The sequence below is a fragment of the Salegentibacter holothuriorum genome (assembly GCF_900168045.1).
GTDB classification, from domain to species: domain Bacteria; phylum Bacteroidota; class Bacteroidia; order Flavobacteriales; family Flavobacteriaceae; genus Salegentibacter; species Salegentibacter holothuriorum.
The window spans coordinates 106,569-122,980 of sequence record NZ_FUYY01000006.1; the positions used below are offsets into that span (position 1 = coordinate 106,569).

A 16,412-nucleotide genomic window follows, 5' to 3' on the forward strand; every position below is an offset into this window, starting at 1 on the left:
TAAAAATTACACTATGCTTAGAAATTTTCTTCCGGCTATTATGTTACTTTTAGCCGCTTCACCACTTTTCTCTCAAGAAAAAGAAGAGAAAAAAAAATGGGATGTAAACGATCCTTATTCCGATGATTGGAATATTAAAGAAGTTCCACTGCAAACCGATGAAGGTACGTGGATGAACCTTGATGTCTCCCCAGATGGCAAAACCATTGTTTTTGATCTTTTAGGCGATATCTATAAAATGCCAATTACTGGCGGCAAAGCAGAACTTTTAAGAAGCGGAATGGCTTATGAAGTCCAGCCGCGCTTTAGCCCCGATGGTTCTAAAATCTCTTTTACCAGTGATGCCGGCGGTGGTGACAATATTTGGGTCATGAATGCCGAAGGAGAAAATGCAAAGCAACTTACCAAAGAAGATTTTAGATTATTAAACAATGCGGTTTGGACGCCTGACGGAAATGCGATCGTTGCCAGAAAACACTTTACCTCTGGCCGTTCTCTTGGTGCCGGTGAAATGTGGTTGTATCATATTGGTGGCGAAGGTGGCTTACAATTAACAGAACGCAAAAACGACCAGCAAGACGTCAATGAGCCTAGCGTTTCTCCCGATGGCCGCTACCTTTATTACAGTGAAGATATGTACCCGGGCGGAATGTTTCAGTACAATAAAGACCCTAATAAACAGATCTATGTAATTAAAAGATACGATTTTGAAACCGGTAAAAACAAGACTATTACCGGTGGTCCCGGAGGTGCAGCAAGACCTCAGGTTTCTCCTGATGGAAAGAAGCTCGCTTTTATAAAACGCGTAAGAACAAAATCGGTTTTATTTATTCATAACCTGGAAACTGGCGAAGAATGGCCGGTATACGATAAGTTGAGTAAAGACCAGCAGGAAGCATGGGCAATTTTTGGAGTTTATCCCGGTTTTAGCTGGATGCCTTCAGGAAAAGAGCTTGTTTTTTGGAGTGAAGGAAAGATTAATAAAGTAAATATTGAAGATTATTCTTCTGAAATCATTCCTTTTGAAGCTGAAAATACCATAGAAATCGCTGAAACGCATCGCAGTGAACATCAGGTGTTTTCAGAAGATTTTAATCCTAAAGTGATTCGTCACGCAGTAACTTCACCAGATGGAAAAACCCTTATTTTTAATGCGGTTGGTTATCTATGGAAAAAATCTTTACCTAACGGAAAACCTCAGCGAATTACAAAGAGTGAAGATTTTGAGTTTGAACCTGCTTTTTCACCAAACGGGAAAGAGCTTGTTTATGTGACCTGGAACGATTCAAAAATGGGGGCTTTAATGAAAGTTGGCCTTAATGGAAGAAATCCGCAAAAACTCACTTCAGAAAAAGGAATTTATAGAAACCCGGCCTTCTCAAATAATGGAGAACAAATTGTTTTTGTTAAAGAAAGAGGGAATAGCGACCAGGGACAAACATTTAGCAAAGAACCTGGAATTTACACGATAAGTGCTTCGGGAGAAAATAAAAAGAAGATCCACAACACGGGAGATTTCCCAGTGTTTAACAAAGACGATTCCCGAATTTTCTTTCAAACCGGGGGCGCACTTATGGGTAGCCTGCAAAAGAGCTTAAAAAGTATTGACGTAAATGGAAATGACGAGCGCACGCACATCAATTCAAAACACGCTAACCGTTTAGTACCAAGCCCTGATAACAAATGGGTAGCTTTTAGTCATTTGCACCAGGCTTATTTGGCACCGCTTACATTAACAGGAAGACCTTTAGATTTAGATAACAACACCAAAAGTATTCCGGTAACCCAAATCACCAAAGACGCCGGAATGAACTTACATTGGTCTAACAACAGCCAAAATGTACATTGGACCTTAGGTGACGAATATTTTACCAATGAAGTTTCAGAGCGTTTTACGTTCTTAGAAAGTTCTCCAGATTCTATTCCTGCTATTACCGAAAAAGGAACAAAAATAGGATTGCAATTAAAAACCGATGTTCCCGAAGGCAAAATCGCGTTTACAAATGCCAGGATTATTACCATGAACGGTGATCAGGTAATTGAAAATGGAAGTCTGGTTATTGAAGAAAATAAAATTGTTTCAGTAGGCGAAGCTTCCGAAGTAAATATTCCGAATAACGCGAAAGTTTATGACCTGGAAGGGAAAACAATAATGCCCGGTATTGTTGATGCTCACGCTCATATTGGCGCGTTTAGATATGGCTTAACGCCCGAAAAACACTGGCCTTTATATGCAAATATGGCTTTTGGGGTAACTACAGTGCACGATCCTTCGGCTTTAAGTGAAAGCATTTTTAGTATGGCAGAAATGGTGAAAGCCGGTGAAATGGTAGGGCCAAGAATCTATTCTACCGGAATTATTCTTTACGGTGCAGAAGGCGATTTTAAAGCGGTAATTAATAGTCTGGAAGATGCTAAATCGGCTTTAAGAAGAACAAAAGCCTTTGGAGCGACTTCGGTAAAAAGTTACAATCAGCCCCGTCGTGAACAACGCCAGCAAATTATGCAGGCAGCTAAAGAACTAGAAATGAATGTAGTACCCGAAGGTGGAAGTACCTTTTTACATAATATGAATATGATTGTAGACGGGCACACCGGGATAGAGCATAATATTCCTGTAGCACCTGTTTTTAAAGATATAGAAACACTTTGGAGCAACAGCAATACCGGTTATACCCCAACGTTAATTGTAAATTACGGAGGCGTAAACGGTGAATATTACTTTTATCAAAAGGACAATGTTTGGGAGAATGAGCGCTTGCTAAATTTTACTCCTCGTCAAATTGTAGATTCAAGATCAAGACATCGTACAAAACTTCCTGATGAAGAATATGATAACGGACCTATTTTAGTTTCAAACACTGCTAAAGAACTTTCTGACATTGGCGTAAAGGTTAATCTTGGAGCACATGGGCAGTTGCAGGGACTTGGTGCTCACTGGGAACTTTGGCTACTGCAAATGGGCGGAATGACCAATTTGGAAGCATTACAGGCAGCCACAATTAACGGTGCCGAGTATATTGGAATGGGCAGCGAAATTGGATCTTTAGAAGAAGGTAAACTAGCCGATTTAATTGTTTTAGAGAAGAATCCATTGGAAGATATTCGTAATTCTGAATCGGTTATTTACACGATGGTAAACGGTAGATTATATGACGCCGAAACAATGAATGAAATTGGAAACAATCCAGAAGAACGCGGCGAATTTTATTGGGAAAATAACAAATATAATGCGGCTTTCCCATGGCACGAAAGCACCCAGAGCTTTACCGCTCCCGGTTGTACCTGCCATAGATTAACTAATTAAAAAACCAAAAATCACAAACTGGATAGTTAATTAAGTTCTTGCTTAAACAAACCTAATTTGGTAACTTTTAAAGCAAATTAACTATCCAGTTTCTATGCTGAAATATAAAATTTTATGAGAAGGGTTAAATTTGGAAAGCTTTTCACTCACAGAAAAATAGATGAAAGCATTATTCGCGAACATCTTGCGCTGGAAAGAACTAAGCTCGCCAATGAGCGTACGCTGTTATCCTATACCCAAGCGGCTATGTACTTTCTGCTGGGGGGTTTGGCTTTAATTCAGCTAAAGGAATACCAAGAGATGCATTATATTGGCTACCTGGCCCTGGTCATTTCTGTATTGTTCCTTACCATTGGTATTTGGCGATTCATCGTACTAAAAAATAAGATGAAGGATCTTTTAAAGGGCAAAATAGAGTCTACAGCTGAAGAGGAAGAAGAACCTGAAAATAATTAATAAGTTTATTGAGGTCCAGGTTTAGATATTTTTTAGAAACTTCAATTTGTAAAAACTTCAATTGCAAACAGTCACACATTATTTTCTTCATTTTATAGCTATTGGTGCTATTGCCTGGTTTTATGATAAAAAGAACTGGAAAAAAAACTGGCTTATTTTACTAGCTACTATGGCCGTAGATCTTGATCACGTCTTCGCCACTCCTTTATTTGATCCCATGCGCTGCGGAATTGGCTATCATCCTTTACATTCTCATTTTGCAATTATTGGCTATTTATTAGGCTTCTTTTTTATAAAAAACAAACTATTGAAATTAATATTCATAGGTTTGCTATTTCATATGCTTACCGATTTTATAGATTGCATTTGGATGTTTTCTAAATGCGGTGAATGTTATACTTCTTCTGAAATTTATAAATGGTTTAATTAATTTTTTTTTAGAAATATAGGAACATCATAATTTTGTTTCAATTTCCAACATCTTAGATCCCCCGAGTAAAAATCGGGACAAGCTCTAAAACAAATTTCTTTAGACGGTCATAGCACAATTTAAACCTACCAGCAAAATTAACTCATAGCAAACGCACGAGACATTAAATGGATTTTTTTTGATTTCGAGGCAACCCGATGCTTCGCAACAGAGTATTAAATCTCGATTATCGAGTAAAAAACCTGAAAAACTGAATATTTAGGGTATAAACAGATTTCAGGCATTGCTTAAGCAACAATTTAAGGGTTTAGGTTATTATTTTCTTCATCGCTAAGCATTCTTGATTTTATTAGAAAGCGATAACCGGTGGGAATATCCAGCGAAAAGCTACCTCCCCTACCCTTTACGATATCTACGGTAAGATGAGTATGTTTCCAATACTCAAATTGGTCGTGGCTCATATAAAAATTTACGCCGCCAACTTCCCCCAGTAAAATATCATTATCATCAATATAAAAATCCTCTTTTGGCAGTAACATAGGCGAAGACCCGTCGCAACAGCCGCCGCTTTGGTGAAAGATCACCTCGCCGTGCTGTTGCTTGAGTTCCTGCAATAATTTATTTGCTTCAGGAGTTATTTCTACTCTTTTATATTCCATTTCTAAAAGAATCCCAGTTTATTCTTATCATAGGAAATCAACATGTTTTTGCTTTGTCGGTAATGATTCAGCATCATTAAATGGTTTTCTCTTCCGAAACCAGATTTTTTATAACCTCCAAATGGGGCGTGCGCAGGATAATCGTGATAGCAATTTACCCAAACCCGTCCGGCTTTTATTGCTCGTGGAATTTGATATAATTGATGTGCATCTCTGGTCCAAACGCCGGCACCAAGACCATACATAGTATCATTTGCGATTTCAATCGCTTCAGCTTCATCTTTAAATGTGCAAACCGCTACTACAGGACCAAAAATTTCTTCCTGAAAAACCCTCATTTTATTATGGCCTTTTAAAATAGTTGGCTGAATGTAAAATCCGTTTGCTAAATCTCCATCAAGTTTTGCTGCACCACCGCCGGCTATAACCTCGGCGCCTTCATCTTTTCCTATCTTAATATATTCCAGGATTTTTTGATGCTGATCGCTGGAAGCCTGTGCACCCATCATAGTGGATTCTTCAAAAGGATTACCCATTTTTATAGCTTTGGTACGTTCAATTACCCGCTTAATGAATTCATCATAAATATCTTCCTGAATCAAGATCCTGGATGGCGCGGTACAAACTTCTCCCTGGTTAAATGCAAAAAGCACAGCGCCTTCAATACATTTATCAAGGAAAGCATCATCATGGTCCATAATACTATTAAAAAATACATTGGGCGATTTTCCACCCAATTCCATAGTTACCGGGTGCAGGTTCTTTGAAGCATATTGCATAATTAATTGGCCGGTAGTAGTTTCTCCAGTAAAGGCCACCTTATCTACATTAGGGCTGGAAGCTAGAGGTTTCCCCGCTTCGGGACCAAAACCATGAATCACGTTGAATACACCGGGCGGTAAAAGATCTGCAATTTTTTCAGCTAAAAATGTTGCTGAGGCCGGGGTTTGTTCGGCAGGTTTTAAAACAACGCAGTTTCCCGATGCTAATGCAGGCGCCACCTTCCAGGCAAGCATTAATAATGGAAAGTTCCACGGAATAATTTGTGCAACTACACCAAGCGGTTCATTAATAATTAAGGAAAGTGTATTTTCGTTAAGTTCTGTAGCAGAACCTTCTTCTGCCCGAATTGCTGCTGCAAAATATCTAAAATGATCTACCGCCAATGGGACATCTGCATTCATGGTCTCTCGTATGGACTTCCCGTTATCTGCAGTTTCCATTTGCGCAAAAGTTTCCAGATTTTCATGAATAACATCAGCGATTTTATTCAGTATAGTAGCTCGTTCTGAAGCTGATGTTTTCCCCCATTCGTGCTTTGCATTATTAGCAGCTTCAATCGCATTTTTTACATCCTTCTCATTAGACCTTGGATACCTGGCCAATAGTTTATTGTCTACCGGAGAATGGTTTTCAAAATACGCTCCATCAATAGGATCCTGAAATTTTCCATTAATAAAATTGCCATATTTTTCCTTAAATTTTGGTGCTGAGTAGCTCATTGAAATAATTATTTATAATTAACACTACAATATCCTTAATTTTAAGATTAAATAATTGAACTTTTCTACAAATAAATACTACATTACTACTGTCTTATTAAATTAAATAGGTTTTGAATAATAATTTACTAAACTACAATCGCGATTTAAAACTCAACACTTCAATAGAAAACAGGACGATCTACAGTGCTGATTATGCTGAATTAAATGTTTTTGAAACCCGGCAGGTAGCAGAAAGTGTAAATCTTCAGTTTGGGTTTCCAATTATTGCAAGTATGCTTACGGGAAAGAAAATAATGCACCTGGAGGGTATGAAATCTTTTGATTTTTTCCCGGGAGAATCGGTAGTGTTGCCTTCAGATAAAAAGATGATCATAGATTTCCCCCTGGCCAACTCCAAACATCCTACGCGATGCCTCGCTCTGGGAATTGATCCGGATAAAATAAAAGAAACAGTTGAATTTTTTAATGAAAATACTCGTATTGATTTCGAAAATGATCAACATAGTTTTGACGCAAGCGCTGTACATCTGGCCAATAACCAGCAGGTACAATTTGTGTTAGACCGCATTTTTAGCACATTCCTGGAAGATGGCAGGGCTAAAGACATGTTGTTAGACTTAATGGTAAAAGAACTCATTATAAGGTTACTTCAAACTAAAGCAAAAGTAATGCTCCTGGATAATGAAACACTTTTTGATAATAATAGAATGGCGTTTATCGTAAAATATATGCGAGAACATCTTACCGAAAACATTCAGGTAGATAAATTGGCGAATAAAGCATGTATGAGTACTTCAAATTTTTACCGAAGTTTTAAAAATACGCTTGGTGAAAGTCCTATAGATTATCTAAACGGAGAACGAATTAAATTTGCGAAGAAGCTTATTCAAAGAACAAACAATAAGTTTGCAGATATTGCTTATAAAAGCGGATTTAACAATACCAGCTATTTTAATCGACAATTTAAACGTTTTGAAAAAGTTACACCCAATCAATATAGAAAACTGGTTAAAAACAATATTGCTTAATATTTCGCAGCATTCATACTAAGGTTTTCCAGGGCACTTTTCATGGCTTCCAACTGAGGAATATTCTTGGTAAGTTTAAACCTTTCTACTAAAAATGCAGGATCATTATAAGAAATTTTCACGATTCCGGCTTCATCACGCCAAACCAGAAATTTAACCGGCAACTCCAGGGCTATCTTTGCATTTTCTTGCATAATTGGGGTACCAATTCTAGGGTTTCCAAAAATTATAAGTCTAGTGGGGCGCATTCCCAGGTTTATTTCTTCAGCATTTTTAAAATGATCTATTTCTGAAAAAATCTGAAGATTGAGATTAGTTTCAATCGCAGAAACCAGACGCTCATAGGTAGTTTGAAAATCAAATTCACTTATTTCTGAAATTATACCCTGGTGCTTGTTTAACTTAAACTCCCCTGATTTTTTTACCCTATTCCCCGATACCTTAGAAGCTATATTTTTCAGCGCTTTATTTAGGTCGCCTAAATTCCTGGCTTTTTTAAGCTCGTACCGCTGTTTCAAATAATTAACACTACTGTAGGTGATTTTGGTTTGGTTTTCTATTTTATACACTAAAATTTTAAGCGGAAGATCCAGACCTGCCAGTTGATCACATTGCATCAATAAGGTGCCCTGTTTTGGATTTCCGAAAATAAACAGATTTTTTGCTGAAAGTTCTAACCCGGCTTTTTTAGCTTCTTCCGAGTGCTGAATTTCAGCAAAAAGAGTGAGATTATTATTTAGCTTTAAAATCTTATCCAAACGCGAAGCTGTTTCTTTAAAGCTATAATCACTGCGAGTAAGCATTAGGTGGTCTTTATCTTTTTCTTGCGCTGTTCCAAATTGAATACCGCAACAAAAAATGAAGATAAAATATTTTAACAGAGATTTCATAGCTTTAAATTCAACTTTAAGTTAATGAATTTTAAGAAGATATAGAATCAAAAACTTTAGCTTTTCAAGATTTATGAGTAATTTGACAAAGTGTAAAAATCAAAGAACCTTAATTCTTGTATCTTTGCACCCCGCTTTTTAAAGCGGCCCTAACAACTATCTAATTATAACAAATTTATGCACGTAGCGATTGCAGGGAATATTGGCGCAGGAAAAACCACCCTTACTAAATTATTGGCAAAACATTATAACTGGGAAGCGCAGTATGAAGATGTATTGGAGAACCCCTATCTTGAAGATTTCTATAATAAAATGGAGCGTTGGTCTTTTAACCTCCAAATATACTTTTTAAATAGCAGGTTTAGGCAAATACTTCAAATACGCGAGAGCGGAAAAAAGATCATCCAGGACAGAACCATCTATGAAGATGCCCATATTTTCGCACCCAACCTGCACGCGATGGGATTAATGACCAATCGCGATTTTGAAAATTACAGTTCCCTCTTTGACCTTATGGAAAGTGTTGTACAGGGACCTGATCTTCTAATCTACCTGCGAAGCAGTATTCCAAACCTGGTTTCCCAAATACATAAGAGAGGACGTGATTATGAAAACTCTATTTCTATAGATTACTTAAGCAGACTAAATGAGCGTTACGAGGCCTGGGTGCATAACTATAACAAAGGCAATTTATTAATTATAGATGTAGACAATATTAATTTTGTAGACGATCCTGAAGACCTGGGAAATATTATAAACCGCATTGACGCTGAGATTCACGGATTGTTTTAAAACTCGAAAAAATGGAATCAACAAAACTTAAACGGCCAAAACACAAGGGTTCTCCAAAGTTATTTGACAACCCAATTTTAGAAAAACTCACGCATACGCATATTTCTTTTCCACTGATTATTTTTGGAGTAATTGCAGTTGCTTTAATTTACTATGGGATTATTGAAAAAGGTTTTGAAGCACCTATTATGGTAGGACTCTTCGCAGCCGGACTTTTCTTTTTCACTTTTGTAGAATATATTATGCACCGTTACCTGTACCATATCCCTGCAACTAGTGAAAGAAAGAAAAAGATATCTTACACGATGCACGGTGTACACCACGATTACCCAAAAGATAAATCCCGATTGGCAATGCCGCCGATTTTAAGTTTGATAATTGCTACCGTACTTTTTATAATTTACCGGGCTGTTTTAGGAGATTATGTTTTTGGATTCCTGGCTGGATTTTTAATAGGATATGCCGCGTACCTGGCTATTCATTACTCCGTACACGCCTTTAAAGTACCTAACAATTTCCTAAAGATTTTATGGCAACATCACAGCATTCATCATTACCGGGAGTCAGACAGGGCTTTTGGTGTTTCTTCACCACTCTGGGATCATATTTTTAGAACAATGCCCAGAAAAACCTCAGGCAGTAAAAAAACCGCTGTTGGAAAAAGTATTGACGATTAGAATATTTACTTTATAATGTATTAAATATCATGTTTGTTTTTCATAATACAAACATTTCTTTGCGCGGTTTAGAACATAATTTTAATAAGGTCGTCTTCGGTTATTTTGTTGAAATATTCATTCAAATTAAATTGCTGCAAGACCTTTCTAATTTCCACTTCTTCGTGATTAGTACTTTCCAGGGCACGCTCTATAGGCTCTATATCTTTTATATGAAAAAAGTCTCCGTGAATTTTTACATCAGTAATTATTCCTTTTGAAACATTCATATGCATTTCTATGGTTCCTCCCTCTGTTCTTAATCCCTGTTCAAAATTATAATCAGGAGAAGATCCAAAATTCCAGGCCCATGTACTGTATTTTTTATCCCGAATTTCCTCTATTTTCTTTAAATCTTCATCAGAGAAGGAATACATTTTAGCATCATCAAATGTATTTGTAATGTGATCCATTATTTTATCGGTAAATTCATCAAGAGTAATTTTTTCCTCAAGATGATCGCTTATATTGGTTACACGGTTAGGTACCGATTTCATAGCACGACCTTTATATTTTAAAGGATTCACCTTTAATGCCCCGCTAATATCTTTCATATCTGAAGAGAACAAAAGCGTCCCATGATGTAAGATCTTGTTCTTTACCAGGTGTTCGGCATTTCCCGAAAATTTTTTGCCTTTTATCGTTAAATCATTTCTCCCTTCAAACCTAGCTTCTACACCTAAACTTTGCAAAACCTCAAGAATAGGCTTTGTATAACGCTGAAAATCCACCATTTCAGAATTTTTACCAGTTCTTGTGAAGGAGAAATTTAAATTCCCTAAATCGTGATAAACAGCGCCACCACCCGAAAGTCTTCGAACCACCTTAATTCCTCTATCTTTTACATAATCTACATTTACTTCTGCAATGGTATTTTGATGCTTCCCAACAATAATAGCATTATCATTTCGCCAAAGCATAAAGCAGTCTTCCTCTAAATGTTTAAATATAAATTCATCAGTTGCGATATTAAAATAAGGATCTGTAGAGTGATGCTTAATACACAGCATAGTTTTATTTTTTAAAAGAATTAAGTAAACTACTTCGGAGCAAGCTCACGAAGCATTAATATTGAAAAATATAATTTGATTTCGAGGCAAGCCTCGGAGCATTCAATCTCGATTATCGAGTAAACGTTTTAAACACTTACCTAAAACTGACTCTTTAACGAGCTTGCTTTTCTCGTGATAAATTGCACGTTTAAGATTCTTGTTTATTAGATATTTTTGCAAAATAATGCTAATATACAAAGGTCTTACTGGATGCAGACTTCCTATACTGGAAATGGGACTTATACGTTTAAATAAACTCGTGTTCCTTTGCGTGCGCTATAGCTTCTTGTGAAGATTCTACCATAAGTACCGGAGTAGTCTCAAAATTATCTACAATACTTCTCACACGGTTCATTTGTTTTTTATGCTTTACACTTCTTAGATATATTGCCAGAATCCTTTCTGGGTACTGCGCTGCAATCTCAGTATAAATAGAGGCATCATGTTCGCCACTATCTCCAATTAGAATAAAATTCATAGCTGGATAGGTTTGCAAAATATTAGTGATTTCCTTTTGTTTATGTGGCTTTTCAGGTTTGATACTCCCATCGAATGGCGTTCTGAATTTCCGAAGCAAAATTGGACCTTTCGGAAAAGCATTATGATCCAAAAATAATTTTAAATATTCATATAAGTTCCACGGGCTATTACTTAAATAGAAAATGGGATTATTGGGCGTACCGTCCCGGCCTTCGTGCAATTTCTGATAAAATTCAGCCGCTCCTTTTAGCGGAATTCTATCATAGGCATTGGTTAACAATGAATTTTTAAGCAATCGCAATTTTAAAAATGAAGTAACACCAGTCTGTAAAATAGTGTCGTCTATATCACTAATCACCCCGTATTCTGCTTCTGGGTGCGGAATTAAAAAACTACCGGTAAACGGATCTTCCAGCAACTCGGTTTTTTTACCCATAGGCCCTTTATAATATAACTTATAATCTAGCCAGCCTTCTTCATCTGCGTATTCTGCCAGGTTTTCTTTGATATCATCTTCAAATAAAAAAAAGCCTTCAGCATTGGTTTCTGTGCTTGTATGCACCTTTCCCGGCAGGCTTAAATCTATTTGTGCTTCCGGGATTTCAAATGTATCAAACTGCTTATAGGTAGTTTTTATAGTTTTAAAAATATTGGCATCTTGCGTAATTTTTAGTGGTTCATTATCTAACACACGTCCCTTTATATATAGACGGGAATGAGTGCCGTAACTTCTATATGCCGTGATTAAGATCTGCTCTATTAATTTATACCTACCGGCTAGTTTGCGTATTCTTTTCTTCATTAATTTCCGCTTTTGGTCAAGTTAAAAATTATCAGGAAGTCACACCTTGCTTTTAATTAAACTTTAGGAAGATTCTAAGCTTTGCATAGCATGCTCCATATCAATTCCCTTTTGGAGCACTTTTTTAAATAGATCACCTTTTTTCTGAATTCGTTGTGACATATTTTTAATGTTGAAATCCAGAATTTTAAGTCCGCCTTTTACTTCTTTCCATTCTAATGGAGCGGAAACAGGCGCACCAGGTTTTGGGCGTGCGCAATAGGCTGAAGCCAGGGTTTGGCCTCTTCGATTTTGCAAATAATCGAGGTAAATCTTGTCTTTTCGCTTCTTTTTAGCGCGATCCATACTGGTTATTTTTGGGACTTTATCTGCAATATAATAACACAGCAATTTGGTGAAATCGCGCGCCTCATCATAACTATAATTTCCGCCTAGCGGAATATAAATATGAAGTCCGCTGGAACCGGAAGTTTTACAAAAGCCATCAATTTTGGCTAGATCCATGACTTCCTTAGCGGCCTGGGCAACTTCAATCACTTCATCAAAAGTATTTTTATCTGAAGGATCTAAATCTATCACCATATAATCTGGATTATCCAGGTTATTAATTCTCGAATTCCAGGGATTGATCTCTATACAACCCAAATTTGCCATATATAAAAGCGTAGCCTCGTTCTGGCAAAGTAAATATTCGATGTCTTTTTCTGAAGATTCGGAATAAATTTCAGTAGTTGCTACCCAATTGGGTAAATTCCCCTCATTATCTTTCTGATAAAAACCTTGTTTTTTAATACCATTGGGATGCCGGTGTAAATTCTGCGGACGATCTTTTAAGTAAGGCAACATTATTTCTGAAACCTGGATATAATAATCTATTAAATCATATTTTCTAAATCTGGAATCTGGCCAATACATCTTGTCTAAATTAGTAAACGGCACTTCTATCCCATCTATTTCCAGGCTTTCGCCAGATTTCTTTGGCGAAGTTTTTTTTGTTTTCTTTTCTTCGGAAGTTTTATTTTCAATAATTTCTTCAGCTGAAATTTCTTCGGGATCTTTATCTTTTCTAAGAGCTTTAAAAACGGGATGTCGCAGTTTTCCTGTTTTTGTAATTTCCGAATACTTTACCTCAGCAATCAAATCGGGGCGCATCCAAACCGGCTCTCTATCCTTTAAATTTATTTTTTCTGAAAAAGGAGAAGTTTTACGTTCCCTGCTTTTAAACTTTTTCAACAATGCTTTCTGCTCATCATTAGAAAAACCTGTACCGCAGTTTCCAATATATTTTAGCTCCTCATCTTCGTAAGCGCCCATAATCAGGGAACCAAAAACCGCACCTTCCGAAGTGGTGTAACCGCAAATAAGCACTTCCCGGGAATTATCGGCCTTTATTTTTAGCCATTTTTCAGTTCTATAGCCGGGAGAATAGGTAGCATCGGCTTTTTTGGCGATCACACCTTCCAATCCCAGGTCTATGGATTTATTATAGAATGCGGTGCCCATACCTTCAATATGATCGCAATATTGAACCATGTCCAGATCTTCCAAAACTTCAGGGATTAAACTTTTGCGCTCTAAAAGTGGCAGATCTAACATAGAATGACCATTGAGAAAAAGCATATCAAAAACATAGAAACGCAAGGCTCCCGGGGTGTTTTCATTATAATTTTGCAAAGCCTGGAACTGTGGAATTCCCTCTTTATTCAATACCACAATTTCACCGTCTAAAATCACATTATTTTCTACCTGTTCTAAATCCTTGACTAGCTTTGGAAATTTAGAATTAAAGGAAATTCCGTTTCGGGAATAGAGATCCACCTTGCCGTCTTCAATATGCGCCAGGGCGCGATAACCATCCCATTTTAACTCGTAAATCCAATCGGGATCGTTAAATATTTTCTTGCCGGTGGTAGCGAGCATTGGTTTTGTAAATTCTGAAGGATTTATTTTTCTAACTTTTCCTTCAGGTTTTTTATCGGCTTTATCCTGACGCTTTTTTTCGGAAAAAACTTCCGCATCATAATCCATCTCGGTAGAGTAATCATCGTTCTTTTTAATAAGCAGCCACTGGTTCTTTTTATCACCTCGCTTAGTTTTAACCAAAGCAAATTCACCTTTAATTTTGCTGCCTGTAAAAACAATTTTCAGGTTACCGTCTTCCCATTGTTCTTCAAGGTTATCCTTAGTTTTTGCAGCGGCTTTAAAAGTGCCCTTATCCCAAATTTGCATCTCCCCCGCTCCATAATTTCCTTTTGGGATAGTACCTTCAAAATCTAAATATTTAACGGGATGATCTTCGGTTTCTATCGCCAGGCGTTTATCTTTCGGATTCATTGAAGGGCCTTTAGGCACGGCCCAACTTTTTAAAACTCCTTCCATTTCCAGTCGTAAATCGTAATGCAGACGTGTGGCTTCATGCCGCTGAATTACAAACCGTCCGCGATTTTCGGTAGAAAAATCGGCGCCGGGTTCTGGCGTGTTTTTAAAGTTTCGCTTTTTTTTATAATCGGCTAAACTCATCTTTTAGGATGCTTTAGACTTTTTCTTTTTATCAAGACTGGCCTTTAATTTTGCCATAAGATCTTTTGCCTCGGTAGGCTCATCTTTAAATTTCTGTGGTTTGGGCTTTTTGCCAGTACTTTTAGATTCAATAATTTTCATTAATTGATCATTGTACACATCTTTATATTTATCGGGATCAAACTTTGTAGTGTACTGATCTATTAACGAAATAGCCATATCTACTTCTTTCTTGGCAACTTTGGTTTTGAGAAGTTTTATATCTTTTGTCTCCCTAATTTCTTCGGCAAACCTAATCACGTGTAAGACCAAGGCTTTATCGTAAACACCAACCAAACTCAAGTGTTCTTTTTGCCGCATTACAAAAGTAGCCACACCTAACTTTCCGGTTTTTTTAAGCGCATCACGAAGTAAATTATAGGATTTCCCACCCTCTTTTTGCGGCTCCAGGAAATAGGGCTTTTTATAAAGAACCTCGGCCACTTCATCCTCTTCCACAAATTCTTCAATATCTATGGTTTTACTTTTTTTGAGGTTGGCATTTTCAAAATCTTCTTTCTCGAGTACAATATAATCTTCATCTTTTTTAAAACCCTTCACAATATCTTTCCACTCCACTTCTTTCCCGGTATCTTCATTTACTCTTTTGTAACGAATACGGGCATTATCGTGCCGATCTAACATATCGAGATCGAGCTTTCTGCTTTCTGAAGCCGAGTATAATTTTACCGGGATAGAAACCAGTCCGAAGCTAATAGAGCCATTCCAAATAGATCTCATTTTAGTGGTTTCTAAGCGCTTTAATTAACTCATCTTTGGTCATATCGCTTCGGCCTTCGATCCCGATCTCCTGGGCCTTCTCATAGAGTTCCTCTTTGGTGCGCTCCTCATATTTATCGGCTTTGCCGCCTTTCTCCCCTGAATTGGGATCATTGGCAATTCTTGCAGCTTTAGATTTGCTCATTCCTTCATCACGAAGTTCCTCGTACTGTTCATCGTTTTTAATTGATGGTCCATGATCTTTAGCCATAATATTCAATTTTAATTTATGTTTCTTTTCTACTTAAAATTAAATGAATTAATGCGTAAGCTTAGTTGTAGCTTTGTTAAAATTGGAAAGGCCTTCAGCTTAAAATTTTAAGGAATAAACAACAAAGCTTTATCACTCATTTAACTTGGCTCAGAACACTTTGCTTATAAATTTATCTAACAATTTTAACCATTAAATATTTAATCATGAAAAAGTTAGAAGATCTATTTGAACACCAATTAAAAGACCTTTACAGTGCCGAAAGCCAGTTAGTCAAAGCTTTACCGAAAATGGCGAAAGCTGCAACCGATGAAAAATTGAAAAAGGCTTTTGAAGACCACCTCGAGGAAACCAAAGAGCACAAAAAGCGCTTGGAAGAAGTTAGCAAGGAACTGGGCTTTAAACCTACCGGCGAAGAATGCAAAGCGATGAAAGGTCTTATAGAGGAGGCCGAAGCTTTTCTAAAAGAAGATGCCGAAGATGACGTAAGGGATGCAGGAATTATCGCAGATGCCCAGCGGGTTGAACATTATGAAATTTCCGGTTATGGTACTTTGGTGCGATACGCCAAAGAATTAGGCCATAAAGCTGTAGCGAATAAGTTACAGAAAACGCTTGATGAAGAATATACCGCCGATGAAGACCTGAATAAACTCGCAGAAAAACGCGTGAATAAAAAGGCTAAATAGGTCTATATTTTAAAGAAAAGAGGCTGTTTGAAGATTCCTGTTAGAACCGTCATCCT

The 16,412-nt window shown here is 37.1% G+C and carries 15 protein-coding genes; 7 read left to right on the forward strand and 8 right to left on the reverse strand.

The window, feature by feature from the left end; genetic code table 11:
- Positions 1 to 13: 13 nt before the first annotated feature.
- The 3 genes from B5X51_RS13145 to B5X51_RS13155 all read left to right on the forward strand — a co-directional run bounded on the left by B5X51_RS13145 (position 14) and on the right by B5X51_RS13155 (position 4,193).
- Positions 14 to 3,307: an amidohydrolase family protein gene (locus B5X51_RS13145; protein WP_079721654.1), complete on the forward strand. Its 3,294-nt coding sequence runs from the start codon at positions 14 to 16 to the stop codon at positions 3,305 to 3,307.
- Between the two features lie 114 nt (positions 3,308 to 3,421).
- A complete protein-coding gene (locus B5X51_RS13150) occupies positions 3,422 to 3,763 on the forward strand; it encodes a DUF202 domain-containing protein (protein WP_079721655.1) in 342 nt (113 codons plus the stop codon).
- A 61-nt stretch (positions 3,764 to 3,824) separates the two neighbouring features.
- The gene (locus B5X51_RS13155; RefSeq protein ID WP_079721656.1) at positions 3,825 to 4,193 is read left to right on the forward strand and encodes a DUF6122 family protein; all 369 of its coding nucleotides are present in this window, start codon (positions 3,825 to 3,827) and stop codon (positions 4,191 to 4,193) included.
- A gap of 299 nt (positions 4,194 to 4,492) precedes the next feature.
- Here B5X51_RS13155 and B5X51_RS13160 read toward each other — a convergent pair whose 3' ends face one another.
- Positions 4,493 to 4,852 carry a DUF779 domain-containing protein gene (locus B5X51_RS13160; protein ID WP_079721657.1) on the reverse strand — a complete coding sequence of 120 codons (360 nt, stop codon included), beginning with the start codon at positions 4,850 to 4,852 and terminating at the stop codon, positions 4,493 to 4,495.
- Between the two features lie 2 nt (positions 4,853 to 4,854).
- Positions 4,855 to 6,354: an aldehyde dehydrogenase family protein gene (locus B5X51_RS13165; protein WP_079721658.1), complete on the reverse strand. Its 1,500-nt coding sequence runs from the start codon at positions 6,352 to 6,354 to the stop codon at positions 4,855 to 4,857.
- A 113-nt stretch (positions 6,355 to 6,467) separates the two neighbouring features.
- Between B5X51_RS13165 and B5X51_RS13170 the strand changes: the two genes are divergently transcribed.
- Positions 6,468 to 7,385, forward strand: coding sequence for an AraC family transcriptional regulator (locus B5X51_RS13170; RefSeq protein WP_079721659.1), 918 nt, complete (start codon positions 6,468 to 6,470; stop codon positions 7,383 to 7,385).
- Here the strand turns inward: B5X51_RS13170 and B5X51_RS13175 are convergent.
- Positions 7,382 to 8,275, reverse strand: a complete 894-nt coding sequence (locus B5X51_RS13175) for a DUF302 domain-containing protein (RefSeq protein ID WP_079721660.1) — start codon at positions 8,273 to 8,275, stop codon at positions 7,382 to 7,384. The two genes, B5X51_RS13170 and B5X51_RS13175, sit on opposite strands and share 4 nt — an antisense overlap.
- A 177-nt stretch (positions 8,276 to 8,452) precedes the next feature.
- Between B5X51_RS13175 and B5X51_RS13180 the strand changes: the two genes are divergently transcribed.
- Positions 8,453 to 9,067 carry a deoxynucleoside kinase gene (locus B5X51_RS13180; RefSeq protein ID WP_057480549.1) on the forward strand — a complete coding sequence of 205 codons (615 nt, stop codon included), beginning with the start codon at positions 8,453 to 8,455 and terminating at the stop codon, positions 9,065 to 9,067.
- Between the two features lie 11 nt (positions 9,068 to 9,078).
- Positions 9,079 to 9,744, forward strand: a complete 666-nt coding sequence (locus B5X51_RS13185; protein ID WP_079721661.1) for a sterol desaturase family protein — start codon at positions 9,079 to 9,081, stop codon at positions 9,742 to 9,744.
- Between the two features lie 68 nt (positions 9,745 to 9,812).
- On the opposite strand, the gene B5X51_RS13190 is transcribed toward B5X51_RS13185, so the two are convergent.
- The 5 genes from B5X51_RS13190 to B5X51_RS13210 form a co-directional block, all read right to left on the reverse strand.
- Positions 9,813 to 10,793, reverse strand: coding sequence for a lipoate--protein ligase (locus B5X51_RS13190; protein ID WP_079721662.1), 981 nt, complete (start codon positions 10,791 to 10,793; stop codon positions 9,813 to 9,815).
- 289 nt (positions 10,794 to 11,082) lie between these two features.
- Positions 11,083 to 12,117, reverse strand: a complete 1,035-nt coding sequence (locus tag B5X51_RS13195) for an App1 family protein (RefSeq protein ID WP_079721663.1) — start codon at positions 12,115 to 12,117, stop codon at positions 11,083 to 11,085.
- A gap of 63 nt (positions 12,118 to 12,180) precedes the next feature.
- Positions 12,181 to 14,637 carry a DNA ligase D gene (gene ligD / locus B5X51_RS13200; protein WP_079721664.1) on the reverse strand — a complete coding sequence of 819 codons (2,457 nt, stop codon included), beginning with the start codon at positions 14,635 to 14,637 and terminating at the stop codon, positions 12,181 to 12,183.
- Positions 14,638 to 14,640: 3 nt separating this feature from the next.
- Positions 14,641 to 15,417, reverse strand: coding sequence for a non-homologous end joining protein Ku (ku, locus tag B5X51_RS13205; RefSeq protein ID WP_079721665.1), 777 nt, complete (start codon positions 15,415 to 15,417; stop codon positions 14,641 to 14,643).
- Between the two features lies 1 nt (position 15,418).
- Positions 15,419 to 15,667, reverse strand: coding sequence for a DUF7218 family protein (locus tag B5X51_RS13210; RefSeq protein WP_079721666.1), 249 nt, complete (start codon positions 15,665 to 15,667; stop codon positions 15,419 to 15,421).
- 206 nt (positions 15,668 to 15,873) lie between these two features.
- On the opposite strand from B5X51_RS13210, the gene B5X51_RS13215 reads away from it, so the two are divergent.
- Complete coding sequence (locus B5X51_RS13215; protein ID WP_079721667.1) at positions 15,874 to 16,356, forward strand: YciE/YciF ferroxidase family protein; 483 nt, start codon at positions 15,874 to 15,876, stop codon at positions 16,354 to 16,356.
- Positions 16,357 to 16,412: the final 56 nt, after the last annotated feature.